This window comes from Cryptosporangium sp. NPDC048952, from assembly GCF_043197895.1.
In the GTDB taxonomy this organism is placed as follows: domain Bacteria; phylum Actinomycetota; class Actinomycetes; order Mycobacteriales; family Cryptosporangiaceae; genus Cryptosporangium.
Genome location: NZ_JBICTY010000008.1, coordinates 143340 through 169387 on the forward strand (window position 1 = coordinate 143340; position 26048 = coordinate 169387).

At 70.9% G+C, this 26048-nt stretch carries 31 protein-coding genes; 13 read left to right on the top strand and 18 right to left on the bottom strand.

Annotation, left to right across the window (positions count from 1 at the left end):
- Positions 1 to 2: 2 nt before the first annotated feature.
- Positions 3 to 260, bottom strand: a complete 258-nt coding sequence (locus tag ACGFY5_RS37495; RefSeq protein ID WP_392728195.1) for a DUF6457 domain-containing protein — start codon at positions 258 to 260, stop codon at positions 3 to 5.
- Positions 257 to 820, bottom strand: coding sequence for a molybdenum cofactor guanylyltransferase (locus tag ACGFY5_RS37500; RefSeq protein ID WP_392729068.1), 564 nt, complete (start codon positions 818 to 820; stop codon positions 257 to 259). Before ACGFY5_RS37500 ends, ACGFY5_RS37495 begins: the two co-directional genes overlap by 4 nt.
- Positions 821 to 882: 62 nt before the next feature.
- On the opposite strand from ACGFY5_RS37500, the gene fdhD reads away from it, so the two are divergent.
- Positions 883 to 1707, top strand: coding sequence for a formate dehydrogenase accessory sulfurtransferase FdhD (gene fdhD, locus ACGFY5_RS37505; protein WP_392728197.1), 825 nt, complete (start codon positions 883 to 885; stop codon positions 1705 to 1707).
- Between the two features lie 39 nt (positions 1708 to 1746).
- On the opposite strand, the gene ACGFY5_RS37510 is transcribed toward fdhD, so the two are convergent.
- Positions 1747 to 2256, bottom strand: a complete 510-nt coding sequence (locus ACGFY5_RS37510; RefSeq protein ID WP_392728200.1) for a hypothetical protein — start codon at positions 2254 to 2256, stop codon at positions 1747 to 1749.
- Between the two features lie 44 nt (positions 2257 to 2300).
- Positions 2301 to 3317, bottom strand: coding sequence for a P1 family peptidase (locus ACGFY5_RS37515; RefSeq protein WP_392728202.1), 1017 nt, complete (start codon positions 3315 to 3317; stop codon positions 2301 to 2303).
- Positions 3318 to 3334: 17 nt separating this feature from the next.
- Between ACGFY5_RS37515 and ACGFY5_RS37520 the strand changes: the two genes are divergently transcribed.
- Positions 3335 to 4204 (top strand): fructosamine kinase family protein, encoded by an 870-nt coding sequence (locus ACGFY5_RS37520; protein WP_392728205.1) that lies wholly within the window; start codon positions 3335 to 3337, stop codon positions 4202 to 4204.
- A gap of 50 nt (positions 4205 to 4254) precedes the next feature.
- Here the strand turns inward: ACGFY5_RS37520 and ACGFY5_RS37525 are convergent, their stop codons facing one another.
- Both ACGFY5_RS37525 and ACGFY5_RS37530 read right to left on the bottom strand, forming a co-directional pair.
- Positions 4255 to 4914: a response regulator gene (locus tag ACGFY5_RS37525; protein WP_392728207.1), complete on the bottom strand. Its 660-nt coding sequence runs from the start codon at positions 4912 to 4914 to the stop codon at positions 4255 to 4257.
- Positions 4907 to 6085, bottom strand: coding sequence for a sensor histidine kinase (locus tag ACGFY5_RS37530; protein WP_392728209.1), 1179 nt, complete (start codon positions 6083 to 6085; stop codon positions 4907 to 4909). Before ACGFY5_RS37530 ends, ACGFY5_RS37525 begins: the two co-directional genes overlap by 8 nt.
- A gap of 123 nt (positions 6086 to 6208) precedes the next feature.
- Between ACGFY5_RS37530 and ACGFY5_RS37535 the strand changes: the two genes are divergently transcribed.
- A complete protein-coding gene (locus tag ACGFY5_RS37535) occupies positions 6209 to 6730 on the top strand; it encodes a hypothetical protein (protein WP_392728211.1) in 522 nt (173 codons plus the stop codon).
- Here ACGFY5_RS37535 and ACGFY5_RS37540 read toward each other — a convergent pair.
- The 3 genes from ACGFY5_RS37540 to ACGFY5_RS37550 are packed head-to-tail and all read right to left on the bottom strand — an operon-like array spanning position 6701 to position 8709.
- Positions 6701 to 7096 (bottom strand): DUF3037 domain-containing protein, encoded by a 396-nt coding sequence (locus ACGFY5_RS37540; RefSeq protein ID WP_392728213.1) that lies wholly within the window; start codon positions 7094 to 7096, stop codon positions 6701 to 6703. The genes ACGFY5_RS37535 and ACGFY5_RS37540 overlap by 30 nt on opposite strands.
- A complete protein-coding gene (locus ACGFY5_RS37545) occupies positions 7093 to 7941 on the bottom strand; it encodes a HipA family kinase (protein ID WP_392728216.1) in 849 nt (282 codons plus the stop codon). The genes ACGFY5_RS37540 and ACGFY5_RS37545 overlap by 4 nt, the downstream gene beginning before the upstream one ends.
- 24 nt (positions 7942 to 7965) lie before the next feature.
- Positions 7966 to 8709 carry a metallophosphoesterase gene (locus ACGFY5_RS37550; protein ID WP_392728218.1) on the bottom strand — a complete coding sequence of 248 codons (744 nt, stop codon included), beginning with the start codon at positions 8707 to 8709 and terminating at the stop codon, positions 7966 to 7968.
- Between the two features lie 113 nt (positions 8710 to 8822).
- On the opposite strand from ACGFY5_RS37550, the gene ACGFY5_RS37555 reads away from it, so the two are divergent.
- A complete protein-coding gene (locus tag ACGFY5_RS37555) occupies positions 8823 to 9491 on the top strand; it encodes a hemerythrin domain-containing protein (RefSeq protein ID WP_392728220.1) in 669 nt (222 codons plus the stop codon).
- 87 nt (positions 9492 to 9578) lie between these two features.
- Here ACGFY5_RS37555 and ACGFY5_RS37560 read toward each other — a convergent pair whose 3' ends face one another.
- The 5 genes from ACGFY5_RS37560 to ACGFY5_RS37580 all read right to left on the bottom strand — a co-directional run bounded on the left by ACGFY5_RS37560 (position 9579) and on the right by ACGFY5_RS37580 (position 15893).
- A complete protein-coding gene (locus ACGFY5_RS37560; protein ID WP_392728223.1) occupies positions 9579 to 12998 on the bottom strand; it encodes a BTAD domain-containing putative transcriptional regulator in 3420 nt (1139 codons plus the stop codon).
- Between the two features lie 68 nt (positions 12999 to 13066).
- Positions 13067 to 13339, bottom strand: a complete 273-nt coding sequence (locus ACGFY5_RS37565) for a DUF6510 family protein (protein ID WP_392728226.1) — start codon at positions 13337 to 13339, stop codon at positions 13067 to 13069.
- A 13-nt stretch (positions 13340 to 13352) separates the two neighbouring features.
- A complete protein-coding gene (locus tag ACGFY5_RS37570) occupies positions 13353 to 14405 on the bottom strand; it encodes an AbrB family transcriptional regulator (RefSeq protein WP_392728228.1) in 1053 nt (350 codons plus the stop codon).
- A 232-nt stretch (positions 14406 to 14637) separates the two neighbouring features.
- Entirely contained in the window at positions 14638 to 15297 is a 660-nt protein-coding gene (locus ACGFY5_RS37575) for a VOC family protein (protein WP_392728231.1), read from the bottom strand.
- A gap of 188 nt (positions 15298 to 15485) precedes the next feature.
- Complete coding sequence (locus ACGFY5_RS37580; RefSeq protein ID WP_392728233.1) at positions 15486 to 15893, bottom strand: protein phosphatase; 408 nt, start codon at positions 15891 to 15893, stop codon at positions 15486 to 15488.
- A 25-nt stretch (positions 15894 to 15918) separates the two neighbouring features.
- Here ACGFY5_RS37580 and ACGFY5_RS37585 point away from each other — a divergent pair, with 25 nt between their 5' ends.
- Positions 15919 to 16812 (top strand): nucleotidyltransferase domain-containing protein, encoded by an 894-nt coding sequence (locus tag ACGFY5_RS37585; RefSeq protein ID WP_392728236.1) that lies wholly within the window; start codon positions 15919 to 15921, stop codon positions 16810 to 16812.
- Here the strand turns inward: ACGFY5_RS37585 and ACGFY5_RS37590 are convergent.
- Complete coding sequence (locus tag ACGFY5_RS37590; protein WP_392729069.1) at positions 16785 to 17186, bottom strand: VOC family protein; 402 nt, start codon at positions 17184 to 17186, stop codon at positions 16785 to 16787. The two genes, ACGFY5_RS37585 and ACGFY5_RS37590, sit on opposite strands and share 28 nt — an antisense overlap.
- 86 nt (positions 17187 to 17272) lie before the next feature.
- Between ACGFY5_RS37590 and ACGFY5_RS37595 the strand changes: the two genes are divergently transcribed.
- On the top strand, positions 17273 to 18217 hold the full coding sequence (locus ACGFY5_RS37595; RefSeq protein WP_392728239.1) for a helix-turn-helix transcriptional regulator: 945 nt from the start codon (positions 17273 to 17275) through the stop codon (positions 18215 to 18217).
- Here ACGFY5_RS37595 and ACGFY5_RS37600 read toward each other — a convergent pair.
- Together ACGFY5_RS37600 and ACGFY5_RS37605 are read right to left on the bottom strand one after the other, a co-directional pair.
- On the bottom strand, positions 18202 to 18633 hold the full coding sequence (locus ACGFY5_RS37600; protein WP_392728242.1) for an SRPBCC family protein: 432 nt from the start codon (positions 18631 to 18633) through the stop codon (positions 18202 to 18204). The genes ACGFY5_RS37595 and ACGFY5_RS37600 overlap by 16 nt on opposite strands.
- Before the next feature lie 12 nt (positions 18634 to 18645).
- Complete coding sequence (locus ACGFY5_RS37605; protein WP_392728245.1) at positions 18646 to 20103, bottom strand: PLP-dependent aminotransferase family protein; 1458 nt, start codon at positions 20101 to 20103, stop codon at positions 18646 to 18648.
- Positions 20104 to 20154: 51 nt separating this feature from the next.
- Here ACGFY5_RS37605 and ACGFY5_RS37610 point away from each other — a divergent pair, with 51 nt between their 5' ends.
- Together ACGFY5_RS37610 and ACGFY5_RS37615 are read left to right on the top strand one after the other, a co-directional pair.
- On the top strand, positions 20155 to 21375 hold the full coding sequence (locus ACGFY5_RS37610; RefSeq protein ID WP_392728248.1) for a Tm-1-like ATP-binding domain-containing protein: 1221 nt from the start codon (positions 20155 to 20157) through the stop codon (positions 21373 to 21375).
- Positions 21372 to 22196 (top strand): phosphoenolpyruvate hydrolase family protein, encoded by an 825-nt coding sequence (locus tag ACGFY5_RS37615; RefSeq protein WP_392728250.1) that lies wholly within the window; start codon positions 21372 to 21374, stop codon positions 22194 to 22196. Before ACGFY5_RS37610 ends, ACGFY5_RS37615 begins: the two co-directional genes overlap by 4 nt.
- Here the strand turns inward: ACGFY5_RS37615 and ACGFY5_RS37620 are convergent.
- The gene (locus ACGFY5_RS37620) at positions 22186 to 23019 is read right to left on the bottom strand and encodes an SDR family NAD(P)-dependent oxidoreductase (RefSeq protein ID WP_392728252.1); all 834 of its coding nucleotides are present in this window, start codon (positions 23017 to 23019) and stop codon (positions 22186 to 22188) included. The genes ACGFY5_RS37615 and ACGFY5_RS37620 overlap by 11 nt on opposite strands.
- Before the next feature lie 73 nt (positions 23020 to 23092).
- Here ACGFY5_RS37620 and ACGFY5_RS37625 point away from each other — a divergent pair, with 73 nt between their 5' ends.
- The 5 genes from ACGFY5_RS37625 to ACGFY5_RS37645 all read left to right on the top strand — a co-directional run.
- Positions 23093 to 23671: a TetR/AcrR family transcriptional regulator gene (locus tag ACGFY5_RS37625; RefSeq protein WP_392728255.1), complete on the top strand. Its 579-nt coding sequence runs from the start codon at positions 23093 to 23095 to the stop codon at positions 23669 to 23671.
- A gap of 89 nt (positions 23672 to 23760) precedes the next feature.
- Positions 23761 to 24105, top strand: a complete 345-nt coding sequence (locus ACGFY5_RS37630) for a PadR family transcriptional regulator (RefSeq protein ID WP_392728258.1) — start codon at positions 23761 to 23763, stop codon at positions 24103 to 24105.
- Complete coding sequence (locus ACGFY5_RS37635) at positions 24102 to 25124, top strand: hypothetical protein (protein ID WP_392728261.1); 1023 nt, start codon at positions 24102 to 24104, stop codon at positions 25122 to 25124. The genes ACGFY5_RS37630 and ACGFY5_RS37635 overlap by 4 nt, the downstream gene beginning before the upstream one ends.
- 124 nt (positions 25125 to 25248) lie before the next feature.
- Entirely contained in the window at positions 25249 to 25785 is a 537-nt protein-coding gene (locus tag ACGFY5_RS37640; RefSeq protein WP_392728263.1) for a pyridoxamine 5'-phosphate oxidase, read from the top strand.
- A 24-nt stretch (positions 25786 to 25809) separates the two neighbouring features.
- The coding region (locus ACGFY5_RS37645; protein ID WP_392728266.1) for a class I SAM-dependent methyltransferase at positions 25810 to 26048 on the top strand (239 nt) is incomplete at its 3' end.

Sequence of the window (26048 nt, forward strand, 5' to 3'; positions counted from 1 at the left end):
GTTCAGTCCTCCAGCGTCGTCTCGGAGACCCGGTCGGGGTCCCAACCCTCGGCCAGCGCGGCGATCTTGGCCGCTGTCTCCCGCGGGTCGGCTCCGGCGCCGACGGCCAGGCCGAGCAGGAACGTGGTCAGCGGCGCGGCCGGCCGGGCGACGCCGTGTGCGACGTCGCGGGCCAGGTCGAGCACCAGCGAGCGGTCGACCTGCTGTTCCAGGCCCAGGTCCACGGTGACAGCCGCTACCCAGTCGTCCAGCGTGCTCATTCGCCTGCCTCCCAAGATTCCGCAATCCGAATGTCCTCGGCATCGTCGCAGTCGAGCCACGGGGGCGCGCCGTCGGGCGATACCCGCACGCGCGCCAGGTCCAACGCGGCCACCACCCGCCGCAGCGCTACGCCGGCCGGGGGCCCCACGGACTCCAGAGCCCTGGACAGAGCGCCAACTCCATACACCCCGGCCAAAAACTGGTCCCTCCCCGACGCATCGACGAGCACCGCCCCATCCCGCCCAACGGCCCCCTGACGCAACAAATCCAGCACCCCCACCGTCAGAAACGGCAGATCCCCAGCCAACAAAGCCACCCACGAAACGTCGACAACGGCTGGAAGACCCGCCGCGAGCGCCGCCACCGGTCCACCACCCACGGGGTTCTCCCGCACCACCAGTACGTCCGCGGGAACCGGCTGCGGCGGCCCCACGACGACGCGGGGACTCGCATCGGGCACCGCGGCCAGCACCCGTTCCAACAACGAGATCCCCCCGACCAGCAGTCCGGGCTTGTGCACACCACCCAGCCGCTCGGCGCGGCCGCCCGCGAGAACCAGAGCCCCGTACGAATCCACGATTCGAAAGTACGCTGAATACTGTCGACCGCGAGGAGAACACCATGGGCAGGGTGACCGGACGCCGACCGGTGATTCGAGTGAACGGTTCCGAACAAACTCGCCGACCCGACACCCTCGTGGCCGAGGAACCGCTCGAGATCCGCGTCAACGGCGATCCGTTCGCGGTGACGATGCGAACGCCCGGCGACGACGTCGACCTCGTGCACGGCTTCCTGCTCAGCGAGGGCGTGATCACCGCACCCACACAGGTGGCGGGCGCACGGTACTGCCTGGGCACCGGCCCCGACGGGCAGAACACCTACAACGTCATGGACGTCGTGCTGGCGGCCGGTGTGGCGCCGCCGACCCCCGACATCACCCGGAACGTCTACACGACGAGCTCGTGCGGGATTTGCGGCAAGGCATCGATCGACGCGGTGCGGACCCAGAGCTCGTTCCGCGTCGACGAGGACCCGCTCCGGATCGGCGTCGACGTGTTGGCGAAGCTGCCCGATCGGCTGCGTGCCGCCCAGCGCGTGTTCGACCGCACGGGCGGGCTCCACGCTGCCGCGCTGGCCGGCCCGGACGGTGAGCTCCAGATCGTCCGCGAGGACGTCGGTCGCCACAACGCCGTCGACAAGGTCTTCGGCGCGGCCCTCAAAGCCGACGCCGTCCCGGCGAAGAGCCAGGTGCTGATGGTGAGCGGCCGGGCGTCGTTCGAGCTGGTGCAGAAGGCAGTGATGGCGGGCGTGCCGTTACTGGCCGCGGTGTCCGCGCCGTCCACGTTGGCGGTCGACCTCGCCGCGGAGGCGGGGATGACGCTGGTCGGGTTCCTGCGCGGCGAGACGATGAACCTCTACGCGGGCGCGGAGCGCATCGAGATCTGAACGCTGTGGGGGCCCATACGCCACCACAGCGTTCACGCCTCAGCGGCCGAATTCCAAGATGTCCGGTTCCGCCGATTCCGGCGCCGGCTGCTTGTGGTGGCGTCCACCGGTCGGTGCGGCAGAAGACGCCCGCCTCACCCGCAACTCGACGGTCTTCAGCGACGTCAGCACCGACACCGGCGCCGCCGCCCGGTGGACGTTCGGCAGCACCAACCCCAGCCACCCACCGACCGCCGTGCACGCGCCGCCGCCGAGCGCGGCCGGGAACGCTCCCAGCGCCGGACGCAACAACTCGGCGTCGCGCCCCCAGCCGATGAGCACGGCGCCCACCACCGCGACCACCACGACGGCCGGCCAGGCCCGCTGTGGCTTACCCGTCAGCGACACCGCCGCGTGCCCGGTGGCGGTGCCGATCCCCACGAAGGACAGCAGCAGGAAGAGCGGGGTCAGCAGGTGCGGCCCCATCATCGATGCCCAGCCACGCGCGCTCTCGTACAACAGGAACGCGAAGAGCGAAGCGGTCGCGCCGACGGCCCAAGCCCGTGCCATGGACGGTCACGGTAGCGCTGCGCACCTCCGCGGGAGACCGGAATCTAGCGAATCGCGCTCGGGAATAGCGCCCGGTAGGACCGCGCATCCGGCCGATCGGACGCGGCGAGCACACCGTGCGCGATCGCGCGGCTCAAGCAGTCCGCCGCCGCGGCTTGAACACCCCGCTGATCAGCGCCGGTGAGCGGAGCGCCGTCACCAGTGGACAGCGCGAACACCGTGTCGCCATCGGTGATCATGTGCGCCGGACGCAACGCGCGCGCCAGCCCGTCGTGCGCCGCGGATGCGAGCCCGCCGCAGCCGGCCTTGCTCAGGGGTGCGTCGGTCGCGACGACGGCGAGGGTCGTGTTGAAGGCGAGGTGGCCGGGCTCGGTCGGACCGGCCCACCGCTGTACCTCGTCCGGGGTCGGCGCGGCCAGGTCGAACTCGCCCGGGACCCCGAACTGGGCGCCGTAGAGCACACCGGTGCGCGGGTCGATCGCGCTGCCCGCGGCGTTCACGACGGCCAGCGCCGCTACCGTGTAGCCGTCGCTCAGGACCGCGCTGGCGGTGCCCACGCCTCCCGCCAGACCGCCGGCGACCGCTCCCGTTCCGGCACCCACACTGCCCGTGTCGACGCTGCTCCCGGCCGCGCCGTACGCCTCGGCGCCGAGTTCCGGGCCGGGCGTCGCGCGGAAGTTGCCGCCGCGGCCGAGGTCGAAAATCACTGCGCCGGGGACGATCGGCACCACACCGTCGCCGATCGGAAAACCGATTCCCGCGTCGGCCAGGGAGGTGACGACGCCGTCGATCGATGCCAGCCCGAACGCGGAACCGCCGGTGAGCACGACGGCGTGGACCTTTTCGACCAGCTTCCGCGGGTCCAGCAGATCGGTTTCCCGTGTGCCTGGTCCGCCTCCACGCACATCGACGCCACCCACGGCGCCGTCCGGAGGCGGCAGCACCACCGTGACCCCGGAGAGCCACCCGTCGCCGCGGCGCTGGGACTGGCCGACCCGGATCCCCGGAACGTCCACCAGGCTGTTCGTTTTTCCCGCGCTGACGACCGTCGCTATCTCCATGCTGTTACAAAACACCAGTGGACCTCGACTACCTGCGCGCGCACCCGGAGACGATTCCGCGGCTGGTCGAGCACCAGCGGATCCGCATCACACCGCTCGGCGGCGCGAAGGGCGGCCGGGTCGAGCGCTGGACGCTCGACGACGGCACCAGCCTGTTCGCCAAGGTCACCGAGGAACCGAACGCCGCGCTCCCGGCCGAGGGCCGCTCGCTGCGGCACCTCGCCGAGCCCGGAGTAGCCCGGGTACCCGAGGTCCTCACCGCGATCCCCGAGATGCTGGTGACCGCCTGGGTCGACCGGACCGCGCCCACCGAGGCGGGCGCTGAGGAGTTCGGACGCCAACTCGCGGCGCTGCACGCGAGCGGCGAGCCGACGTTCGGTGCCGAGACCGACGGCGTGCTGGCCACGCTGCCCCTGCCGAACACCCCCGGGCCGGACTGGCCGACGTTCTACGTCGAGCAGCGCTGCGAGCCGCTGCTGCGCCGCGCACGCGACGCCGGGGCGCTCACCGCCGAGCAAGCGTCCACGATCGAGTCGGCGCTGGCCCGCGTGGCCGCAGCCGCCGGCCCGGCAGAGCCACCCGCGCGCCTCCACGGTGACCTCTGGTCCGGCAACGTGCTCCCCGGCCGTATCGGGACCGTCGACGGCTGGTGGCTGATCGACCCGGCTAGCTACGGCGGCCACCGCGAGACCGACCTGGCGATGCTCGCGCTGTTCGGCCTGCCGTTCCTGGAGACCGTGCTCGCCGCCTACGACGAGGTCTCGCCGCTGGCCACCGGCTGGCACGAGCGCGTCGGCCTGCACCAGCTGTTCCCGCTGCTGGTGCACTGCGTCCTGTTCGGCGCCGGCTACACCGCTCGCACGGTGGCGGCCGCGGAGAGCTTCTAGGCGATCGGTTGGTCGATGGTCCACCCCCGCCTGCTCACCGACTTCGTGGCTCAGCTGCCCGGAACGACCAGCCCCGACTCGTAGGCCAGCACCACCAACTGCGCCCGGTCGCGCGCCGACAACTTCATCAGCAGCCTGCTGACGTGCGTCTTCACGGTGTTGAGGCTGACCACGAAGTGCTCGGCGATCTCGGTGTTCGACATGCCCGCCGCCACCTGGACGAGCACCTCGCGCTCCCGGTCGGTGAGGCCGGTGAGCCCGGTCGTGTGCACCACCGGGGCCCGCCGCACGAACTCCGCGATCAACCGGGTCGTCACCTGCGGCGTCAGCAGCGACTCGCCGGACGCGACGACCCGGATCGCCGCCACCAGATCCTCGGGCGGGGTGTCCTTCAGCACGAACCCGCTGGCTCCGGCGCGCAGCGCGGCGAACACGTGCTCGTCCTCGCCGAACGTCGTCACGACCAGCACTCGCGCGTCCAGGGACTCGTCGCTCACCACGTGCCGCGTCGCCTCCAGGCCGTCCATTCCCGGCATCCGGATGTCCATCAGCAGCACGTCGGGCTTCAGTGCGCGGCACTGGCGCACGGCGGACGCCCCGTCGGCCGCTTCGCCGACGACGGTGAGGCCCGGCGACGCGTCGACCAGCACGCGGAAGCCCGCGCGGATCAGTGCCTCGTCGTCGACCACGAGGACGCGGATGTCAGTCATCGTGGGTTCCTAGCGGGAAGCTTGCTACGACCGCGAATCCGCCCTCCACGAGGGGACCGGCGTCGAAGGTGCCGTTGAGCAGCGCGACGCGTTCGCGCATCCCGATCAGGCCGAAGCCGTCGCCGGACGGGGAGCTCGGCCGCCCTACGGTGTTCACTATGCGTACGGACAGGGCGCCGTCGTCGCGGGTGACCGACACCCGCACGGGAACCGGGCCAGCGTGCTTGACGACGTTGGTCAGCGCCTCCTGGACGATGCGGTACGCCGACTCCTCCACCAGCGGTGGTGCGCTGACCCGCGGTGGTACCGAGAGCGTCACGTCTGCGTCGACGCCTGCCACCAGCGCCGGGAGGTCCGCGAGCGTCGGCGCCGAGGGCGCTGCCACGTCGTCGCGCAGCGCGTGCAGTACCGCGCGCAGTTCGTCCAGCGCGGTCCGGCTCGCCGACTCGATCGTGCTCAGCGCCACGCGCGCCTCGTCGGGCTGCTGTTCGAGAACCACCCGGGCGACGCCGGAGCGCACCGCGATCATGCTCAGCGTCGACGACACGATGTCGTGCACGTCGGCGGAGACGCGGAGCCGCTCCTCCGCGCGGATGCGCCGCTCCTGCTCCTGGGCGCGCTGCTCCTCACGCTCGCGCAGCTGCTCCTCGTAGCGGCGCCGCACCGCGACCGCGTATCCGAGGAACGCTGCCGGGACAGCGGTGACCAGCTGGATCGCGTCCTGCGTGACGCCAGGGTGCCATCCGATCGCCGCCACCTCGGTCGCGGTGAGTGCGGTGATCGCGGTCGCGACGGCGATCGCCGCGGTCCGCCGCGGCATCCGCTCGGCGGCGGTGAAGGCCGCGACGGCCAGTGCCGGTCCGGCGTTGCTCACGAACAACGTGAAGCGGACGCCACTCAGCGCGGCAACGACGAGCGCGGCCGACACCACGACGAGCACGGTGATCGGCGCGCGGCGCCGCACGGCCAACGGCGCCGCGGCCAGCACTCCGAGCGTCGCGATCGCCCACGTCGGGCCGATTCCGTCCGCCACGCCGACCACGATCGGTCCGGTGAAGAACACGAACGACGCCGTGGCGATCCCAGCATCGACGAGCAGATCGCGGGCTGCCCGCCCGAGGACGCCGCTCATCGGCGGCGGTCCGGGCGCGGTGGCGCCGGCCGGCCGCATGCCTTCGTCATGATGTCGACGCTAGTGACGCGCACCAGGGCGGCGCGTCACTCCTCAGCATGACGAGCCGGATCACTACCTGGTGCGACGCGGTGCGGGTCCATCCGCGACACCGTTGGCGGTATGAAATTCTCCCGGATCGCCCTCGCACTGGCCGCCGTCTTCACCGGCCTCGGTATCGCCAGCGGTGTCGCCTGGTATCTGGATCATCGCGACGACGCGATCGAACGCCAGGTGCCCGGTACCGAGGCGTGGGTACCGCACCTCGTCATCACCGCTGTCGTGCTGGTGTGGTGGGTGATCGCTGCGCGGCGTAGCCCGCTCGGTGCGAGGGTCGTGTTCTCGCCGTTGCTGCGGCCGATCGCCTCGCGTATCGGTGCGACGTTCCGGACCTCGCGCAACCCGCTGCGCTGGGTCGCCGTCGCGTTCCTGGTGTTCCTGCAGCTGTACGGGTGCTGGCGCACGGGTGAGCAGGTGTTCGCCGGACTCGACGAGAACTTCACCCGCAACGCGTGGGGCGGACCGTCGTACCTCGGCGCGATGTACTGCCACTATCTCGATGGCGCGTTGATCTTCGCGATCTGTCACGTCGGGTTGCGGGGGGCGACGGTGCGGTCAGTCGACCGGCAGCACCAGCGTGCGTAGGAGCCGGTCGGCGTCACCGTCGGGGTCGGTGGTGAGGCCGGTGTGTACCGGGCCGGGTTGGATCACGGTGCTGCGCGGCGCGGTGAGCCACCGGAAGCGGCGGCCGATGTCCTCGTCGCCGGCCGGGCCGACGGCGTCGGGGGAGCAGGTGCGCGCCGCCGCGTGCAGCGCCTGGGTGATCGCGTCCGCGTCCGCTCGCGGGTCCAGCGCCCGCAACCGGTCGACATCCAGGTGCACGCGTGAGCCCAGGTAGTTCAGCGGCCGGCAGTAGAGCAGCACGCCCGCGTTGATCGCCTCCCCCCGCTCCACCCGAGGCACGACCCGCAAAACCGCATACTCGAACGCCTGCCACTCTGCCGCGGTCACTTGGTGCCCTCGAGCCAGGCGGGGCGGTTGGAAGCGACGCTTCGCCTGCTGCCGCGAGCCGTCCGGGCGGTCTCTTTCAACGGCGGTAGCCACGCTGGGCGGGCGTTCAGGCGGGCCAGGAGGCGGCCCACGTAGGCGTGGCGCACGTCGGACGGGGAGTCGAAGCCGGGCTCGTCAGTGAGCCAGACGTCCGGCACGGCGGCCACCGCCTCGCCCAGCGACTCGGCAGTGACCAGCGGAGCCATCGCCGCGTCGGCGGCATCCAACGCAGGCAGCTCCCCACCGGCCGGTGCGCACGCGATCAGCGCGTGCTGCGTCGCATCGAACGGACGGTCGACTGACTTCGCCGCCCCCGGCCAGTTGTGATGGAAGGTCAGCGTGGCCCCGTGGTCGATCAACTGGAGATCGCCGTGCCAGTACAGCATGTTCGGGTTCCGCCACGACCGGTCGACGTTCCCCACCAGCGCATCGAACCAGAGCACCCGTCCGGCCAGCTCGGCGTCCACGCTGAACGCTGTCGCGTCGAAGTCGAGCGCCCGCGGCAGGTAGTCCATGCCGAGGTTCAGCCCGGCACTGGCCCGCAGCAGATCCTGCACCTCCTGGTCGGGCTCACCCGCCGCCAGCGCCGGAGCGACGTCGACAGTGACCAGATCGGGAATCGGCAGCCCGAGCATCTGGCCGAGCGCACCGCAGATGATCTCCGCGATCAGCGTCTTACGACCCTGGCCGGCGCCGACGAACTTCACGACGTACGTACCGAGGTCGTCGGCTTCCATCAGACCGGGCAGCGAGCCGCCCTCACGGAGGGGCGTCACGTAACGGACGGCAGTGACATGGGGCAGCACGACTACCGAGCCTAGGCGGCGCCTCTAACCGATTGCGCGGTAGTGGGTGGTGAGCCGGTGATCCTCGTCCAGCACGTGGAAGGCCAGGGCGGGCGGCGCGTCCAGGTCGACGAACTGCTCGCTCTCCCACGGCAGGAGCAGAGTCGACACGACGCCGGGCGCGACCAGCAGCGGCCGCCCGGCGAACGTGGATACCGCGGCCGTGTGGGCGTGCCCCGTGAGGACGGCCACGACTTGGGGAAAGTCGCCCAGCACCGAAGCCAGGCGCTGTTCGCCAGCCAAGCGAATCTCGTCGATCAAAGGCTGGTGCAGCACGACGGGGGGATGGTGAAAGCAGACGAAGGCCGGGACGTCGTGCGGAAGGGTAGTGAGGGTCGTCCGGATCCAGGCGAGCGTTTCGTCGGCGAGGAGGCCGTCGGGGCGGCCGGGGATCGAGGAGTCGCAGAGCAGGAACGCGGGACCGTCCGCGCCGAGCCGGTGCAGGCGATTGATCGGCTCGTTTCCGCCGGTCGGATCGCCGAGAAGGACGGTTCGGTAGGGCTGGCGGCGGTCGTGGTTGCCGGGGCAGGGGAAGAGGTTGTCGCGGCCGGCGAACAGTTTGGCGGCCTCCTCGTACTCGGTCGGTTCGCCGTGGTCGGCAATGTCGCCGGTGACGAGGATGGCGTCGACGTCGCAGCGGTCGAGGTACTCGAAAACGGCGCCAGCTCTCCGCGACGCGCGAGGGCCACCGTCGAGGTGCAGGTCGCTCACCTGTGCGATCACGGTCATGCGGCGCAGCGTTTCACATGAAACGGGGAGCCTTGCCAGGTTGATCGCAAGAGCTTTACAAGAGGGTCCGGTCAGAGTCCGAGACGTCGAAACACGACTCGAAAGGAACTCCGATGGACGTCCGTCCTCGCACCGCTGGGGACCCGGTCCCCGACATCCTCGGCATGAAGCTGGCCCACCGCGTGATGCTCAAGGACGCGGCGCGGCTCGTCGCGCTCGCGGAGGATCTCGCCGCTGGTCGCACGCCGTGTGACCTGGCCCGGGCGAAGGCGGTCGCCGCGTACGTCGCGGACTTCGCCGACTCCGTGCACCACCACCACACCGCTGAGGACGACGTTCTGTGGCCGGTGATCGAGGCGTCGGCCGGACCGCACATCGACCTCACCGCGCTCACCGACGACCACAGTGCGCTCGACCCGCGCCTCGACCAGCTGCGGGCGGCGGCGGCCCGGTTCGCCGCGGCGCCGGGCGAGGACACGGCGACCGTGCTGGCGGTCGGCCTCGCCGAGCTGCGTGACCTGCTGAACGAGCACATCGCCGACGAAGAGGTCTCGGTGTTCCCGGTGATCGAGGAGTACGTGTCGGTGGCGAATTGGCAGGACGTCGAGTCGCGCATCCAGAAGCGCGCGTCGCTGACGTTCGAGATCCCGCGCGTGGTGGCGGCGACGACACCGCAGGAGTATGCCGCTCTGCGGGCCGAGGCGCCGCTGCCGGTGCGGATCATGATCGCGCTGCTCGTCCCCCGCTTCCGCAAGCGCGAACGCACGGTCTTCGGCGCGTGACGCCGGACTCGTGCGTGGCGCGCGCTCGGATGTGACGCGCGGGGTGCGCCCGTCCACCCGCTCGGGGCGGGCCCGGCGCCACATCGGTCAGAGCCCGAGCGCGCGGAGCTCGCTGGTGATCCGCTCGCGGACTCGTGCGGCGCCCGCGCGGTGGGCTGCCGCGGCTTCCGCGTCGCCCAGCAGCTCGGCCACCGCCGCCAGCGCGTCGTCGACCGGACCCACCGGCATCGTGCCGGAATCCAACCCGGCCACCCGCCCCGCATACGGCAGCAACGCGTCACGCGCGGCGACCGCCTCCGCCACGTCCCCCAACCGAGCCGCCGCATGGGCACGCATCGCTGTCGTCATGAGCCAGTAGTAGTCCCGGGCCACCGGCACCCTCGCCGCCCACGCCGCGCGGGCATCCTCCTCGCGCCCGGCGTCGAGCCGACACAGCGCAACCACCTCGGACATCGCGCCGGGCAGGGCGTCGGCCAACCAGTCGGCGTCCCCGACCACCGGCGACAGATCACCCCGGTCGAACCCCACGACCACGCGACCGACCAGCGCCATCAACCCACCGTTCGTCGCGCCTGCCTCGGCCAGCCGCGCGGCGACCACCTCGTACTGCGTCAACCCCTCGTCCTGCCGTCCGGCCAGCACCAGCAGCGCGCCGGAGAAGATGCCGATGACACCGAGCAGATGCCCGAGCTGCCCACTGCTCGACAGCGCCACGGCCTGGTCGACGTGTTTTCTCGCCTCCACCAACTCGGTGCGGGCCGCAGACGCGAGGAACAGCAGCCAGTGCGCCACCGCCTGGTACTCCACCAGACCGGCCCCGGTGGCGACCTCCAACAGCTCGGCGGCGAGCGCGTTCCGCTGGTCCGCGAGGTCCGGCCCGAGAGCGGCGTACGTGCGCACGTTGAGCGCCTCGCACAGCAGCCGCGGGTTCCCCTCGGCCCGGGCCAGGTCGAGTGCTTCCGCACTCGCCCGCAGCGCCTCGTCGTCGTCCTCGCCTTCGATCTCCCGAAACAAGGCACTCAACAGCATGATCCGGACGCTCTGAGGCACCGAACGTTCGGCGAGCAGCCGGCGCAGCGGGGTGAGGAGCTCGGCGCTGACCGTGCCCTGCTCGCGGACCCGCCAGACCAGCGGCGCGTCCCAGGCCGCCAGTGCTCTGACCAGCTGGTCGTGGTCGTCGAGCTCGGTCGCGAGGCGCACCGCCGTGTGCTGCTGCGCCCGCGCGGTCATCGCGTCGCCGGAGCGGGCGTGCGCGGGGATCGAGCCGAGCAGGAGTTCGAGCTGCTCCTCGTCGCTCCGGGCCAGGCTCACCGCGGTGGCCCACTGTCGGGCGGCCTCACCGAGTGCACCCAGCTTCTCGGCGGCGCGGGCCGCGGCGACCACGTACCCGATCGCCAGCTCGTTGTTGGCCGAGGCCACCGCGTGGTGGGCGAGCGTGGCGGCGTCGGCGTTCTGCCCGGCCAGGGTCTGGAGCGCGGCGGCGTGCAACCGGGTGCGGCGCAGTACCGGCGTGTCGGCGTAGAGCGTGTCGCGGATCAACGCGTGGGCGAACCGGACGCGGCCCGGTGCGGGTTCGTCGAGGAGGCCGGCCAGTACGGCGGTTTCCAGTGCGTCAATCATTTCGTCGGGGTCGCGGTGGGCGACTTCGGCGAGCAGGTCGACGTCGACCTCCCGACCCAGCACCGCGGCCTGCCGCAGCACGGTCACCGACGGACCTGGTAGCCGTGCGATCCGCCGTCGGAGCACGTCGCCCACGCCGGTCGGGACGGTGTTCCGGGCAGCCGCGGTGCCCTCGGCCGCCATCAGCCGGGCCAGCTCGCGGACGAACAGCGGGTTGCCGCCGGTGCGTTCGCGCAGCAGGGCGATGACTTCTCGATCGACGAGCGGCAGGCCCGCGTCCTGCGCGAGACGTTCGATGCCGTCGTCGTCGAGGCCCGTCAGTGTCTCGCGGTGAGTGCTGGCAACCGCGAGGGCCGCGCGGGTCGCCGCGAGCTGGTCGCCGTCTTCCGAGGCGCGGTAGGTGGCGAGAACGACGACAGGCAACAGCGCCACCTGATCGACGATCTGGCGCAGGAGTTGCAGGGTGAGGCCGTCGGCTCGGTGGACGTCGTCGAGCACGATCAGCAGCGGGGCGTGTTTGCCGACGAAGTCCGCGACTGCCCTGGCCAGCCAGAACGCGTCGCTGGGTGCGCCTTCGGTCGGGCGGTCGGCGGTGAGGGGGGCGAGGGCCTGGTCGTCGGTGTCGCCGGGGAGTGCCCGGACGACCTCGCTCCAGGCCCAGGCGGGCGGCGCGCCGTCGACCTCGGGGCAGCGTCCCCAGGCGACCTGCCAGCCTTGCTGGCGCAACTGCTCGGTGACGGCTTCCGCCAGCGTGGTCTTCCCCGCTCCGGCCTCACCCGCGATCCACACGACCCCGGCCCCAGCACGCCCGCTGACCGCCCGAACGACCCGCCCGACCTCCGGCCCGGGCCGCCCCGCACCACCCCCGCGACAAGCGGCCGCAACGGCCCACGCGCCCCCTGCCGCGGACCCGCCCACCGGGTGGCCGCCCACCGGGTGGCTGCCTGACGCGGGGCCGCCTGCCGCGAGGCCGCCTGCTGGGTAGCCGTCCGCCGGGTGGCCGCCTGACGCGGGGCCGTCTGCCGCGGGGCCGTCTGCCGCGGGGCCGTCTGCCGCGCGGCCGGCTGTTGGGGGGCCAGCCGCCGCCCGGTCGGTCGGGGCGTGGATGGGTGGCTGGGTGGGGGCGTTGAGGGTGGGGGACTGGGTGAGCATCGCTGACTCGAGTTCGCGCAAGGCCGGGCTGGGATCGATGCCCAACTCGTCGGCCAGAAGAAGGCGAGCCCGACGCAGGACGGCAAGTGCTTCCGCCTGTCGCCCGCTGCGGTAGAGCGCCAGGCCCAGCAGCCGGACCGCGTCCTCGCGGGTTGGGTGATCGTGCAGGTGTCGTTGCAGGTCGGGCACGAGCAGCGCGGCCCGCCCCAGCGCCAGTTCAGCGTCGGCCCGACTTTCGACGGCAACCAGGCGCAGACCGTCCAGCCGGGCGATCTCGGGCACCGCCCAGGACGCATCCGCGGCCTCCGCGTAAGCGGGGCCGGACCAACAGTCGAGCGCGCGGGTCAGCAGCGCACTGCGGGTCGCCGGATCGGCGGCTGCCTGCGCCTGCTCGAGCAGCGCTTCGAAGTGCCAGGCGTCGACCGCATCGGTCGGCAATACGAGCGCGTACCCGGGCGCGGCGCTGATCAGCACGGTGGCCGCGGTCCGCCGGGCCCGCTCGGGCTCTAACGCGCGGCGCAGGTGCGACACGTGCACCTGGAGCGTGGCCAAAGCTTTCGGCGGTGGTTCGCCGTCCCAGAGATCGTCGATCATTCGATCGGTGGAGACGACGTGCTTCCTGGCAAGAACGAGCCGGGCGACGACGGAACGCTGCCGTGGACCGCCGAGGTCGATCGGCGCACCGAGCCGAGTAGCTCGCACCGGCCCGAGCACCGACAGCGAGAGGGGGCCCATGACTTCGGAAGATAACCGTCTCGGGTTTCAAAACCGGTGGGTGTCCGGTTCTGTACACCGAAGTGGGGTCAGGTTTCGAGCGGGAAGGTCAGGCAGGTCAGGCCGCTGACGTCCAGCCGGGTCGACGTCGGTGTGGTGACGACGCTCAGCAGCTCCGAGCCGCACCCGCGACAGCGCATCACGAGGCCGGGGCCGCCGAAGTACACGCGGGTGTCGGCGAGCACCGACGTGCGTCCGCACGTGGTGCACTGCCCCTGCACGGTGGTGGGCTCCACCGCCAGCAGTTCTTGTAACGGACCTGCGGCGGCGTTGCCGTCGACGTACGCGTACTCGGTGTCCACGGATTGCTGCCTCTCACCTGGGTGGGTTCATTCTCTTGCTCAGCAGCATCGCGATCAACGGCGCGAGTAGCAGCATGACGAGCAACCGCAGGATCTGCACGGTGAGGATGAGCGTCGTGTCGGCGCCGGTGCTGGTCGCGGTGGCCAGCACGGCGTAGAGACCGCCGGGGGTGGTGGCCAGGTAACCGTCGAGCGGGGAGGCGCCGGCGAGGCTCAGCAGTGGGATGCCGACCGCGGCAGTGGCCACGATCAGGGCGACCACGAGCGTGATCGCGAGCGGGAGCAGTCGGCGGACCGAGCGGAGGCTCTCGCGGGTGAACGACAGCCCCACCTGCAGTCCGATGATCGCGTAGGCGACCTGCTCGACGGCTACCGGAGCGGTGGCGCCGTGCGAGACGCCGGTGACGGCCAGGACGGCGGCGAGCACCATCGGGCCCAGGAGCGAGAGCGCCGGCACCTTCGGGAGGTAGCGGGCCAAGATGACGCCAACGGTGGCGCAGGCCGCGGTGAACAGGTAGTTCCCGTGGCTCGCGGCGAGCTGCGAGTCGGCGCCGTTCCCGGCGGGGAGCGCGCCGGCCACGACCGGCATCGAGACCACGATGACCAGTACCCGCAGGTACTGCACGACGGCGACGACACGCTGGTCGGCGCCAAGGTCCTGGCTGATCGCGGTGAGCCCGGACGCCCCACCGGCGACCAGGGCGAACGAGCCGGTGACCGGGTCGACGTCGCGGTGCAGGCCGAGTAGTGCGCCGGCGACGAGGCTGACCAGGAGCGTGGCGATGGTTGCGGCTAGGACGACTAGCCAGTCGCCGGCGAGGGAACCGAGGGCGCTCGGCTGCACGAGCGCGCCGATCAGCACGCCGACGCATGCCTGCGCGATCCGGTTGGCCCACTCCGGCAATCTGACCGGCCCGGCCCCGCTCGGCCGGGTCCGCTCAGGCCGCGCGGAGGAGACGACTACGCCGACTAGTAGGGCGGCGAACAAGGTCGCGGATGGGAGCCCGAGAGCCGTGAGTGCGAACGCGAGAAGCGCGACTGCTGCGGCGATCGGGATCCAGACCATCGGTGCCAGCCTATGCAGCCGTTATGGGCGACCTCGGCACCGGACGTGCGAGAAAGATCTCGTGGGGTGGGAATGATCCGGTGGGCGGGTACCTTTTACTCTGTGCCGGTCCGGTCCATGCCCCCGGGCCTCAACATTCGCCGCTACGAGCGGCCACTCGCCGAGAGGCGGCTGCCGGACCGGCACAGCATCGACGGGCGCGATCTCAGTACTGAGATCGCGCCCGTTGCTGTTATGTCAGGCTGAACGCGTTGCCGTCCGGGTCGGTGAGGTCCGGGGTGGCGCCGAGGGAGACCAAGCGCTCGAGCTCGGCCTGGCGATCTCCTTGCGGCTCCAACTCGAACCGGACCCGATCGGAACCGACCCTCGGCATCAACGGCGGACCGCCCCACGTGATCTTCGGACCCCCGTGCGGCGAGCGGATCGCGGTCTCCTCGTTCTGGTCCCACATCAGCGGCCAGCCCAGAGCCGCACTCCAGAAGTACCCGACCTCCTGCGACCCGTCGCAAGCCAACGCCCCGATGACCCCGCAGTCGGCCAGGAACTTGTTCCCGGGCTCGATGACGCAGAACTCGTTGCCTTCGGGGTCGGCGAGCACCACGTGCGGCTCGTCGGGGCGCTGGCCCACGTCGACGTGCCGGGCGCCGAGGTCCAGCGCTCGGGCGACCGTGTGTTGCTGGTCTTCGAGTGAGGTGCTGGTCAGGTCGAAGTGCGCTCGGTTCTGTGCGCGTTTTGGCTCTTCGGTGGGCACGAACCCGAGCCCGAAGCCGGTGTCGTCGACCGGTAACAGGGTGAGGCCGTCGGGCTCCCACCTCAGGAACTCACCCCAGAACCGCACCAGCCGCTCCGGCTCCAGCGCAGCAAAGCTCACAGCAACAAGACGAGAAGCCACGGCAACCCCTTGACTGAGGATATAGGTTCGTTGGAATGAGCACTCCAGTAGTTCACCAGGGCGCCTACACTCGACGACCCGCCACCGGAATCCCTCGGGATGGGCCACTCAGGCTTGGGTGACCTGGCCGAGAACGCCGAGGCCTACCTCGACGAGTGGGGCTTCGAGAAGTGATCGTCGTGGACACGTCAGGCCCGCGGGGGCGCAACGGAGCGCACCCAGCGAGCCTGCCACGGCGTCTCCACCGCCTTGCGGTGATAAGCGCCCCGCACCCACCCCACCGCCTCACCCGGCGGCATCCCGTCCAGCACCGCGAGCGCGGCCAGCGCGGTACCGGTGCGACCCCGCCCACCCATGCACGCCACCTCGACGAACGCCCCGTCGTGCGCCTTCGCGAGCGCCTCTCGCAGTGCGTCGAGGGCATCCTCTCGATCGCGCGGGATCCAGAAGTCCGGCCACACGATCCGGCGATGCGGCCACGATGGCAACGGCCCCGCTACCAGCGCGACCAGGAAGTCCGCCGGAGTGTCTGGCGCGTCCCGCATTCGGCGTCCGCGCACCCGGACCCCCGACGGCAACTCCACGACGCCAGCCATCACCCAACCTTGTCACGATGACCGGATGGACAGCGTTGTTCGCTCTTATCTCGACGATCTCGTCGCCGCGGCCCGGGGGGTTCTTCGACCCAACCTGATCGGTGCCTACGCGGCCGGGTCGATCGGGCTCGACGCGTTCCAGCCCGGACGCAGCGACGTCGACCTGGCCCTCGTCGTCGCCGACACGGTGCCCGACGGCCGGAAACGTGCACTCGTGGCCGCTCTTCGGCACGAGAACCTGCCGTGCCCGGCACGGGGACTCGAGCTGGTCGTCTACCGGAGTGCGGTGGCGCGATCGAGTACGGCGGAACCCGGCTTCGAGGTCGAGTTGAACAGCGGTCCTCGGATGGATTTTCGTCAGACCTACTCACCCGACGATCGGCCCGTCGCCGACGGTCACTTCTGGTACGCGCTGGACCGCAGCATCCTGCACCAGTCCGGCGTCGCTCTGTTCGGTCCGCCGGCGGCTGAAGCGTTCGCCGATGTCACCCCCGCCGAACTGCACAAGCTTCTGATCGACGCTTTGAGCTGGTGGATCGCGTTGCCCACACCGCCCGGCGACGAACCGGCCCCCGGGGCCGAAGACGCGGTACTGGGCGCCTGCCGTTCCCTGGCCAAACACCGCCACGGCCACTGGCTGTCCAAATCCGCAGCCGGCCACCGAATCGCCTCGGACCTCTCCGCGCCCCCCGCGGCCACGCCCGCAGCGCCCGCGCCCGCGGCCGCGCCCGCGGCCGCGGCGCCCGCGTCCGTGGCGGTGGCGCCCGCGTCCGTGGCGGCCGCTCGCGCGGTGGGGGTGATCCGGAAGGCGATTGCTGCGCGGGGCGGGGGCGTGCCGCCCTTCGGGGGCGAGGCGCGGAGGTTCCAGCGCTGGGTCCTCGCCGAAATTCGTCACCGAGCCGCGAGCACGTCCAGATAGTGCTGGTTGAACATCACGCCGAGGATGTTTCCGAACGGGTCGACGACCGAGGCGGTGACGAACCCCGGACCCCGCTCGGTCGGCTTGTCGTGCTCGGTCGCGCCGAGTTCGAGCAGCCGCGCGTACGCGGCCTCGACGTCGTCCACGGCCCAGTACGCCACCACCCCGGCGCCCGCCGCGGTCGGCGGAGCGAAACGCCGGTCCAGCAGGCCGAGTTCGTGCTGGTAGTCACCGATCCGGAACTCCACATACGCCGGCGGTCCGTCCACCGGCCTCGCGAAGTACGGCTCCGCGCCGAGCACCGTCGTGTACCAGTCCGCGGCTGCCGGCACGTCGTCGGCGAAGTACGTGATGGTGGTGAGTCCTCGCAGCATTTCCAAGCTCCTCTCGGTGGTCATTGAACTCATCCTCTGCCCCAAAGTGCTCACCAACTGAGCACTTTTCGCGCGAGACTCGATGAATGCGCGCCGACCGCCTCGTAGCCACCCTGCTCCTGCTGCAGGCACGCGGCCGAGTCACCGCCGCGGACCTCGCCGACGAACTCGAGGTCAGCATCGCTACGGCCCGCCGCGACCTGGAGGCGCTCTCCGCCGCGGGCATCCCCGTCTACCCCCAGCCCGGCCGCGGTGGCGGCTGGTCGCTCGTCGGCGGTGCCCGCACCGACCTCAGCGGGTTGTCCGCGCCCGAGGCCCAGGCCCTGTTCCTGCTGGTAGGGCCCGCCGCAGCGGTGTCCGACGAGGCGAAGACCGCGCTCCGCAAACTCGTCCAGGCGCTCCCGAAGACGTTCCGCGCGGACGCCGAAACAGCTGCCAGCGCCACGATGATCGACTCCACGCGCTGGGGTGAGCGGGAGAGACACCGCCCGGCCCGGATCGACGAACTCCAGACCGCGATCGTGCGGCAGCGCAAGGTCCGCCTCGTCTACGCGAACAGCAAGAGCCAACGCAGCGAGCGGCTCGTCGACCCGTGGGGTCTCGTCGACAAGGACGAGGTCTGGTACCTCGTCGCCGGCACCGCCAACGGTCAGCGCACTTTTCGCGTCGACCGAATGCTGGAAGCGGAACAGACCGACGAACCGAGCACCCGACCGGACGACTTCACCCTGGCCGAGGCCTGGAAGCAGGTGGTCGGTGAGGTGGAGGAGCGCAGGTCACGGACGTGGGCGACGCTTACGATCGAGACGCGGTTCGTGCCGATCCTGCGTAACCACTTCGGCCGTCATTGCCACGTCGAACACGACGAAAATGGGAGGTCGAGAGTTCGTGTCGGTGCCCCGACCCCCCTCGACATCGCCCGGAACCTCGCCGGCTGGGGCAGTCAGGTCGAGGTGCTCGACCCCGAACCGGTCCGGACGCGGCTGGCCCGGATCGGCTCGGAACTCGCGACCGTCTACCGGGAGAGGTGAGCGGCCAGCGAATTCAGCGCGGGCTCGAACACTTCCGCCGGGAAGAACGCCGTCCAGCGTTCGTTCTCGTCCGACTCGAAGGAAGCGGTGTACTCGAGGAACGATCGCCCGTCCGAGACCGGCGTGACGCGGAGCGTCGCGATGTAGTCGGTCACCGGGAACGGCGGAGTACCCACGAACTCGTAGCTGTAGAAACGCTCGAGGTCGGAGAGGGCCAGCAGCCGCTCGCGGATCGTGCCTCCGCCGAGGACGAACGACCGCACGGCTCCGACCTGGTCGGCGGACTTCCCGTCCTCGATGTGACTCTCGCTGCACGCTTCCGACCACCACGTGGCCAGACCGTTGAAATCGCGTGCCACCGCCCAGACGGCGGCGGCGTCGTGCTCGAACACGGTGCTGTAGTACGACCTGGCCATGGAACATCCTCCCTAGGAGTTCAGTGCGGTCAGTCCGGCCCGCAGCATGGTCGGCTCGTGCCAGACCGGTAGCCGCAGGAACGTGCGTTGTCCGTCGTACGTGGAGAAACTCGGGCCTGCGGCCACGCGGACGCCGGCCCGCTTGCCGCGTTCGGCGAGGGCGACGGCGTCCTGGCCGGTGTCGACCCAGAGGCCGGAGCCGCCGTCGATGGGGTTCCAGTGCCACTCGGGGTACGCGCACCTCAACTCCGCCTCGGTGGCGGCGAGCGCCTCGGTCAGCATGGTCCGGCGCTGGTGGCGGGCCTGCTCGGTGCGGCCGATCAGCTCGACGGCCACCAGCTGGTCGGCGACCGAGGACGCCAGATCGACGGCTTTCCGCAGCTCGACGAGGCCGTGGACGCGTGCCTCGCTCGCCCGGATCCAGCCGATCCGGATGCCACCCCAGAACAGTTTCGACGTGCTGCCGACGGTCACCAGTAGCTCGGGGTCGAGGAGTCCCGCCAGCGTGCGGGCCACGGGAGCGCCGGTGAGCGTCAGGTCGGCCGAGCAGGTGTCCTCGATCGTGGTGAGCCCGGCCTCGTTGATGAGCTCCGCCAACTCGTGGCGGGTCGAGTCCCGCATGCTCCGGCCGGTGGGATTGTGGATGGCGGTCTGGCAGAACAGCGCCTGGGGCTTCCGTCCCAGCGCGTGCCGCACCTGCTCGACGTCTAGCCCACCGCCGGCGAGCGGGATGCCCTCGGCCCGCGCATCGGTCGACCGGAGGACCTCCAACGCACCTCGATAGGTCGGCTCCTCCGTCAGGACGAGGTCGCCGCTGCCGGCCAGGCTGGTCACCGCGAGCCAGGTGGCCTGTTGCGCACCGGACGTGACGAGGATCTGCTGCGGCCTGGTCGGCAGGCCGTCGCGCGTGTACTGATCGGCGATCGCCTGCCGCAGTACCGGCAGCCCGGCGGGAAAGTAACCGTCGGTGGCCAGGTAGGCCGCGAGGTCGCTCCGGGGGCGGCCGAGGACGTCGGCTGCGATCGGCGACGCGGGCAGCGCACCGGTCGACAGGTCGATGACGTCGGCGGGGGCGCTGGTGAAAGAGAACAACCGGCCGCTCGGGCGCCCGTGCAGCTGACTGCGCGCCGACCGCACCCGCGATCCGGAACCGCGGTTCGTGGCCAGATAGCCGCGCGCTTCGAGAGCCTCGTAGGCGGACGTGACAGTGCCACGCGAGACCAGGAGCGCGGTGGCCAGGCGGCGCTGCGGCGGCAACAGGGCACCGGCGGGCATCAGCCCGGCGTCGATCAGTTCGACGAGCGCGGTGACCAGGTCGTCGGTGAGAGTGGCCGAGCCGGTCGTCCAGCGGCCGAGCAGACGGCAGACCTCACTCGCGTCCAGTGCCGTCATCGCCACCCGTGCACTGTCCCACTGCTGCACACCCCCGGCGTGGGCCAATGCCCGGGAATTGGTCCAGATCTCGAGCACTCGATCCCCCTAGCCTCGACGTGACCGTCCACACGGCGAGGGGAACGGGCAATGGCGACCGTGGCGCTTCTCGGTACGTTCGACACCAAGGGTGACGAGTACGCCTGGCTCCAGGACCGGCTCATCGACGCCGGCGTCGACGTCGTCGCCATTGATGTTGGTTCCTTCTCGAGCAGCACGCTCGCGGACGTGCACTCCGACGACGTGCTGCGCGCCGCGGGCGTGGACCCCGACGATCTGCGGGAACGTCGCGACCGCGGCGAGATGATGTCCGCGATGGGCGCCGGCGCGGCGGTGGTCGCCCGTCGGCTGTTCGACGAGGGTCGCCTGCACGGGTTGCTCGCCGTCGCCGGCTCCGGTGGGTCGTCGGTTGCGGCGCCCGCCATGCAGGCGCTGCCGATCGGCGTCCCCAAACTGCTTGTTTCGACGATGGCCAGCGGCGACGTGCAGCCATACGTGGGCGAGGTCGACGCGACGTTGATGTACTCGGTCGTGGACGTGGCCGGGATCAACTCGGTGTCCGAGGCCGTCTTCGGCAACGCGGCGGCGGGCATCGCGGGCATGGCTCGTGCGTACGCCGATCGGGTGCCGGCCACGGACCAGAAGCCGCTCGTCGGGCTGACGATGTTCGGCGTCACTACGCCGGCCGCCGACGAGGCACGCGAGCGCCTCACCGACCTCGGCTACGAGGTGCTGGTCTTCCACGCGACTGGCACGGGCGGCCGGGCGATGGAGAAGCTCGTGGAGTCGGGGCTGCTCGCCGGTGTCTGCGACCTGACGACGACCGAACTGTGCGACGACCTGGTCGGCGGGGTGCTCAGCGCCGGGCCGTCGCGGCTGGAGATCGCCGGGCAACTCGGCCTACCGCAGGTGGTGAGCGTCGGGGCGCTCGACATGGTCAACTTCGGGCCTCGGGAGACCGTTCCGCCGCAGTTCGAGGACCGCAACCTGTTCGTGCACAACCCCACGGTGACGCTCATGCGCACGACGCCGTCGGAGATGGCGGAGCTGGGTCGCCGGATCGCGGGCAAACTCGCCGCCGCGACCGGACCCACCGCGCTGTTCCTGCCGCTCCGTGGCGTGAGCGCGATCGACGTCGACGGCGCGCCGTTCCGGGACGCGGCAGCCGACGAAGCGCTGTTCGACGCATTGCGAGCGGGGTTGGCCGGCTCCGACGTGTCGATCTCCGAACTGGACGTGGCGATCAACGACGCCGGGTTCGGGGCCGCGGCGGCGGAGGCTCTGCACTCGTACATCAAGGGGGCGCCGTGAGGCAGGCTGTGCTGGAAGGCTTTCGCGCGGCGGTCGCCGCGGGACGGCCGATCATCGGCGGTGGTGCGGGCACCGGAATCACCGCGAAGTCGGCCGAGGCCGGCGGGATCGACCTGCTGATCATCTACAACTCGGGGCGGTTCCGGATGGCCGGCCGCGGGTCGCTGTCGGGCCTGCTGCCCTACGGCGACGCGAACGCGATAGTCATGGAGATGGCGTCCGAGGTGCTTCCGGTCGTTTCACGGACGCCGGTGCTGGCCGGGGTGTGCGGCACGGATCCGTTCCGCATGATGCCGCACTTCCTGCGGCAGGTTCGCGACATCGGGTTCGCCGGTGTGCAGAACTTCCCGACGGTCGGGCTGATCGACGGGGTGTTCCGGGCGAACCTCGAGGAGACCGGGATGGGGTTCGGGCTCGAAGTCGACATGATTCGCGCGGCGCACGAGTTGGATCTGCTCACTGCGCCGTACGTGTTCGACGAGGAGCAGGCCGCGGAGATGGCGCGGGCCGGTGCGGACATCCTGGTGCCGCACATGGGGCTGACGACGTCGGGGTCGATCGGAGCGCAGACGGCTCTGTCGTTGCCGGAGGCCGCGGCGCGCGTTCAGGCGTTGGCGGACGCGGCCAAGCGCGTGAATCCGGAGATCCTGGTGTTGTGCCACGGCGGTCCGATCGCCGAGCCGGCGGATGCGCAGTACGTGCTCGATCACACCGAGGGTGTGGTGGGGTTCTTCGGTGCGTCGTCGATCGAGCGTCTTCCCACCGAGGTGGGCATCCGTCGCCAAACCGAAGACTTCAAAGCCCTGACGTTCAACCGGTGATCGTTGCGGAGCTGGTCCAGACCCATTCCTGCAGCGCGCGGTCGTAGGAGATCTCCGGCGACCGGGCCTCGGTCTCCCGGTCGAAGTAGCGGCCGGTGACGCCCTCCAGGTCCGGGTCGGTCGCGACGCGCAGGATCGCGTCCGCGCCCTGCTCCGGCGTCAGCATCGAACGCTTCACCATGGCGCCGAACGGCTTCATGAACGCCGGCATCATGTCGTCGACGATCTTCGTGCCCGCCACGCCGGGGTTCACCGCGTTGACCGTGACGCCGGTCGTCGTCTCCGCCAGTCGGTAACCGGCCATCAACGTCAGTAACTTCGCCCGCGCGTACGCGGTGAACGGCTCGAACCCCGCCTCGCCGTTGAGGTCCGTCAACGGCGTCGGCTCCAACGTCACCGGACGCGGGTGGCGGCCGATCTTCATCTGGCGCGTGTCGGTCATCGCGGCCGAAACGACGTTGACGACCCGGGCGGGTGCACCGGCCAACAACGTGGGCAGCAGCAGGTTCGTCAGCGCGAAACCGCCGAGGTGGTTGACCGCGATGTGCATCTCGACGCCGTCGGCGTTCACGACCCGGTCGCGGAAGTGCGCACCAGCGTTGTTGACCAGCAGGTGCAGGGCGCCGTGCCGGGCCGTGATCTGCGCGGCGAGCCGACGGACGTCGTCGAGCGACGACAGGTCGGCGGTCATGACCTCGACGTTCTCGTGCTCGAACTGCGCGACGCTCCGGGTCACGGCCACCACCGTGTCCCCGCGCCGGGCCAACTCCCGGACGATGATCCGGCCCATCCCGCCGGCCGCTCCGGTCACCACGCTGATCATGTGCACCTCCATTTGTGAAACGTTATGTCTCGCAGATTAGCCTGCGAGTCAAGTTGTCTCATAAGATGACGACGTGAGGCAGACGGATCCCCGCGCTGAACGCAGCCGCCACGCGATGCTCTGGGCCGCTCGTGAGCTGCTGCTTCGCCATGGACCGGCTGCGGTGACGCACCAACGTGTCGCGGAACAGGCGGGAGTCGGCCGGGCGACGGTCTACCGGCACTGGCCGCGGGTCGAGGATCTTCTGCTGGCCACGATGTCCGGCTCCGACCTGCCGTACTTCCGCGATCCGCAGCCGCCGATCCGGCCGTGGCTGTTCGGCGAGCTGCGCCGCCTGGCCGACGAGATGGCGCAACCGGAGGTCGCTGCGGTGACGCTCACGCTCATGCACGGCGCGCTCTGGGACGCCGACATCGCGCAGCAACGGGACGCGTCGGTCGCGAACATCAACGAGCGGATCGGTGCCGCACTGGCGCTTGCCCGAGCGTCGGGCGAAGCCGTCGTTGCCGTGAACGACGCGGACGCCGCGACGTTGCTGATCGGTCCGCTGGTCTACCGCACGGCGATGCAGGCCGGCACCGTGCCGGACGAGGTGATCTCGCGTGCCCTGGACAGCGTCCTAGCCGACGTTCCAAGGGCAACCACCCGCTGAGCGGCACCGACCGCACCGTCGGGTCCAGGGCTCGGCCCGGGTGGAATACTTGCTAGCGTTATATCTTCGTGGCCGATATATTGGCCGGCATGACGACGCCGTTGCGGGAGCCGACGTTCCTGATTCTGACCGCGCTGGCCAGAGAGCCGTTGCACGGATACGGGCTGATCACCGAGGTGGCTGAGCTGTCCGAAGGGCGGATCACGCTGCGGCCGGGCACTCTCTACGGCGCGCTCGACCGGCTCTCCGACGACGGGCTGGTGGCGCGCGATCACGAGGAGGTCGTGGACGGGCGTCTGCGTCGCTACTACCGGCTCACCGACGAGGGCTTGAGCGTGCTCGGCGCCGAGACCGAGCGGATGCGCCGCAACCTCGAAGCCGCGACGGTTCGGCTCAAAGCGTCCGGCTGGGCGCCGGCGGGAGGTGTCGCATGAACGAGCTGGAACGGCGGTACCGCCGGCTGCTGCTCGTCTACCCGGCGGACTATCGCGCCGAGCGGGGCGACGAACTCGTCGACACCTACCTGGACACGGTCGAACCCGGGCGGACGCGGCCCAGCGCCGGGGATGCCGTCGACCTGCTGGCCGGGGGCGCACGGCAGCACTTACGAGCGTGCGGGGCGTCCGGATTCCCCGGTGGGGTGTCGATCGCGGCGGTGCTGGCGCTGGTGACCGGGTCGTTCCTAGCGACGATTTGGCTGTTCGCGGTCGAGTTCACGCCGCTGATCGACGGCTACCCGTCCGTCGGCCCGTCGCGGTATTTCCAGTCGGTGGCGGGGCTCGCCTGGATCGCCTGGTTGGCTGCCGCGGTCGCGTTCGCAGTCGTCCCCGGCCGGTGGTGCCGCCGGTTGATCGCGGCATCGCTCGTGCTGATGGTCGTGGCCAAACCGGTGGCGCTGGTGGCCGCCGCACTCCCGATTCGAGGCGGTGGCTGGTTCAGCAACGGGGCGGCGTCGTTCATCGCGCTCCTTCCGCACGCGGCGCTCGGCGTCCTCGCGTTGGCGGTGCCGTCCCGTCCGGGCCGGGTGACGCGGTGGGTGCCGATACTCGTCGCCGCCGTACCGATCGTGCCGGTGCTGCGCCTCGACCTCGCGTACTACTGGTCGTACAGCTGGGTGGCGCCGACCGCCTTAGCGGTGGTGGCGCCGTCGTTCCTGTTCATCGCGAACGCGGTGGCCGCGTGGCTGCTGCTCCGCCGGGACCTGCGCGGGCTGTGGGTCGGCGTGGTGACGCTGCCCGCGGCGGCGCTGCTCGCGGCCGAACCGCTCATCCACCTCGCGACCCGCTCCTCCTGGACGCTGGTCCCGCTGGAACTTCCGTTCTGGTTGGAGCGGTCGACGGTCAGCGCGCTGCTGACCGTCGTCACGCTCGGGATCCTCGGGTTGGCGTTCGCGGTCAGTAAGCCCCGGCGAACTGGCCCGGCCGGTAGCTCCCGGCCGGCTGGCGAACGATGACGCGGCCAGTCCCGGCCAAGGCGAGGCGTCCGGCTGGAAGAAGGCGGCCCAGGCGATCGGCGTCCCGGAACTACTCCGGCGCGGACGAGGGTCGGGTTGTGCGGGGACGGGGAACTGAGGGGGCATGAGTGCACCCCAGGCATCGATGATTCCGCGTACCAGCCCCAAGACGCAGCCGGACGACTACGACACGAGAACGCTCCGGCCGGCCGACTGGGACGACGTTCAGGCGCGGCTGCGCAAAGGGCCGTGGCCGTTCTGGTTGAGCGTGACGATCGACGGTGCTCCGCACGTCCGCCCGGTGTTCGCCGCATGGACCGGCGACGCGTTCATCCACGCCTCGAACCCGGGCGCCCGCAAGACCGTCGGGCTCAGGGTGGAGGGACCCTGCTCGGTCGCGGTCGACCTCCGCGACCTGCACCTCGTGGTCGAAGGCGAAGCGCGGCGCCTGCGCTCGGAGCCCGACCTCCGCCGCGCGATCGCCGCCTTCGACGAGGTGTTCAACTGGCCGACGGAGATCTCCGGCGATCTCCTCGACGCCCCGTACGCGGCCCCGACCAGCGGCGGTCCGCCGTTCGAGGCGTACGAGATCCGCCCGGTCAAAGCGTACGGCTTCCCCACCGAGGACCAGTTCGAGCCGACACGGTTTGACTTCAAGTGAACTTGAAGCCGCAGGATCCGCCGCATGGATCGCACCAGCGCGGAAACTGACGCCCTCATCGCCCTGCTCGACATCGGCGACCACATCCCCGGCGCACGGCACCTCCGCACCCGCTCGTACGAGCTGCTCGGCATCGTGCCGGGCACGGCGGTCGTCGACGTCGGGTGTGGTTCCGGCCGCGCGACCGCGGAGATGGCCGAGCGGGGCGCGACGGCGGTCGGCGTCGACCCCGACGAACGCATGATCGCCGTCGCGAGCGAACG

What these genes read in the sequence shown, in the direction of transcription:
- ACGFY5_RS37495 (WP_392728195.1), bottom strand. Translation starts at nt 260, where the DNA reads ATGAGCACGCTGGACGACTGGGTAGCGGCTGTCACCGTGGACCTGGGC.
- fdhD (WP_392728197.1), top strand. Translation starts at nt 883, where the DNA reads ATGGGCAGGGTGACCGGACGCCGACCGGTGATTCGAGTGAACGGTTCC.
- ACGFY5_RS37510 (WP_392728200.1), bottom strand. Translation starts at nt 2,256, where the DNA reads ATGGCACGGGCTTGGGCCGTCGGCGCGACCGCTTCGCTCTTCGCGTTC.
- ACGFY5_RS37515 (WP_392728202.1), bottom strand. Translation starts at nt 3,317, where the DNA reads ATGGAGATAGCGACGGTCGTCAGCGCGGGAAAAACGAACAGCCTGGTG.
- ACGFY5_RS37525 (WP_392728207.1), bottom strand. Translation starts at nt 4,914, where the DNA reads ATGACTGACATCCGCGTCCTCGTGGTCGACGACGAGGCACTGATCCGC.
- ACGFY5_RS37530 (WP_392728209.1), bottom strand. Translation starts at nt 6,085, where the DNA reads ATGCGGCCGGCCGGCGCCACCGCGCCCGGACCGCCGCCGATGAGCGGC.
- ACGFY5_RS37535 (WP_392728211.1), top strand. Translation starts at nt 6,209, where the DNA reads ATGAAATTCTCCCGGATCGCCCTCGCACTGGCCGCCGTCTTCACCGGC.
- ACGFY5_RS37550 (WP_392728218.1), bottom strand. Translation starts at nt 8,709, where the DNA reads ATGACCGTGATCGCACAGGTGAGCGACCTGCACCTCGACGGTGGCCCT.
- ACGFY5_RS37555 (WP_392728220.1), top strand. Translation starts at nt 8,823, where the DNA reads ATGGACGTCCGTCCTCGCACCGCTGGGGACCCGGTCCCCGACATCCTC.
- ACGFY5_RS37560 (WP_392728223.1), bottom strand. Translation starts at nt 12,998, where the DNA reads ATGGGCCCCCTCTCGCTGTCGGTGCTCGGGCCGGTGCGAGCTACTCGG.
- ACGFY5_RS37570 (WP_392728228.1), bottom strand. Translation starts at nt 14,405, where the DNA reads ATGGTCTGGATCCCGATCGCCGCAGCAGTCGCGCTTCTCGCGTTCGCA.
- ACGFY5_RS37580 (WP_392728233.1), bottom strand. Translation starts at nt 15,893, where the DNA reads ATGGCTGGCGTCGTGGAGTTGCCGTCGGGGGTCCGGGTGCGCGGACGC.
- ACGFY5_RS37585 (WP_392728236.1), top strand. Translation starts at nt 15,919, where the DNA reads ATGGACAGCGTTGTTCGCTCTTATCTCGACGATCTCGTCGCCGCGGCC.
- ACGFY5_RS37590 (WP_392729069.1), bottom strand. Translation starts at nt 17,186, where the DNA reads ATGCTGCGAGGACTCACCACCATCACGTACTTCGCCGACGACGTGCCG.
- ACGFY5_RS37595 (WP_392728239.1), top strand. Translation starts at nt 17,273, where the DNA reads ATGCGCGCCGACCGCCTCGTAGCCACCCTGCTCCTGCTGCAGGCACGC.
- ACGFY5_RS37600 (WP_392728242.1), bottom strand. Translation starts at nt 18,633, where the DNA reads ATGGCCAGGTCGTACTACAGCACCGTGTTCGAGCACGACGCCGCCGCC.
- ACGFY5_RS37610 (WP_392728248.1), top strand. Translation starts at nt 20,155, where the DNA reads ATGGCGACCGTGGCGCTTCTCGGTACGTTCGACACCAAGGGTGACGAG.
- ACGFY5_RS37620 (WP_392728252.1), bottom strand. Translation starts at nt 23,019, where the DNA reads ATGATCAGCGTGGTGACCGGAGCGGCCGGCGGGATGGGCCGGATCATC.
- ACGFY5_RS37630 (WP_392728258.1), top strand. Translation starts at nt 23,761, where the DNA reads ATGACGACGCCGTTGCGGGAGCCGACGTTCCTGATTCTGACCGCGCTG.
- ACGFY5_RS37635 (WP_392728261.1), top strand. Translation starts at nt 24,102, where the DNA reads ATGAACGAGCTGGAACGGCGGTACCGCCGGCTGCTGCTCGTCTACCCG.
- ACGFY5_RS37640 (WP_392728263.1), top strand. Translation starts at nt 25,249, where the DNA reads ATGAGTGCACCCCAGGCATCGATGATTCCGCGTACCAGCCCCAAGACG.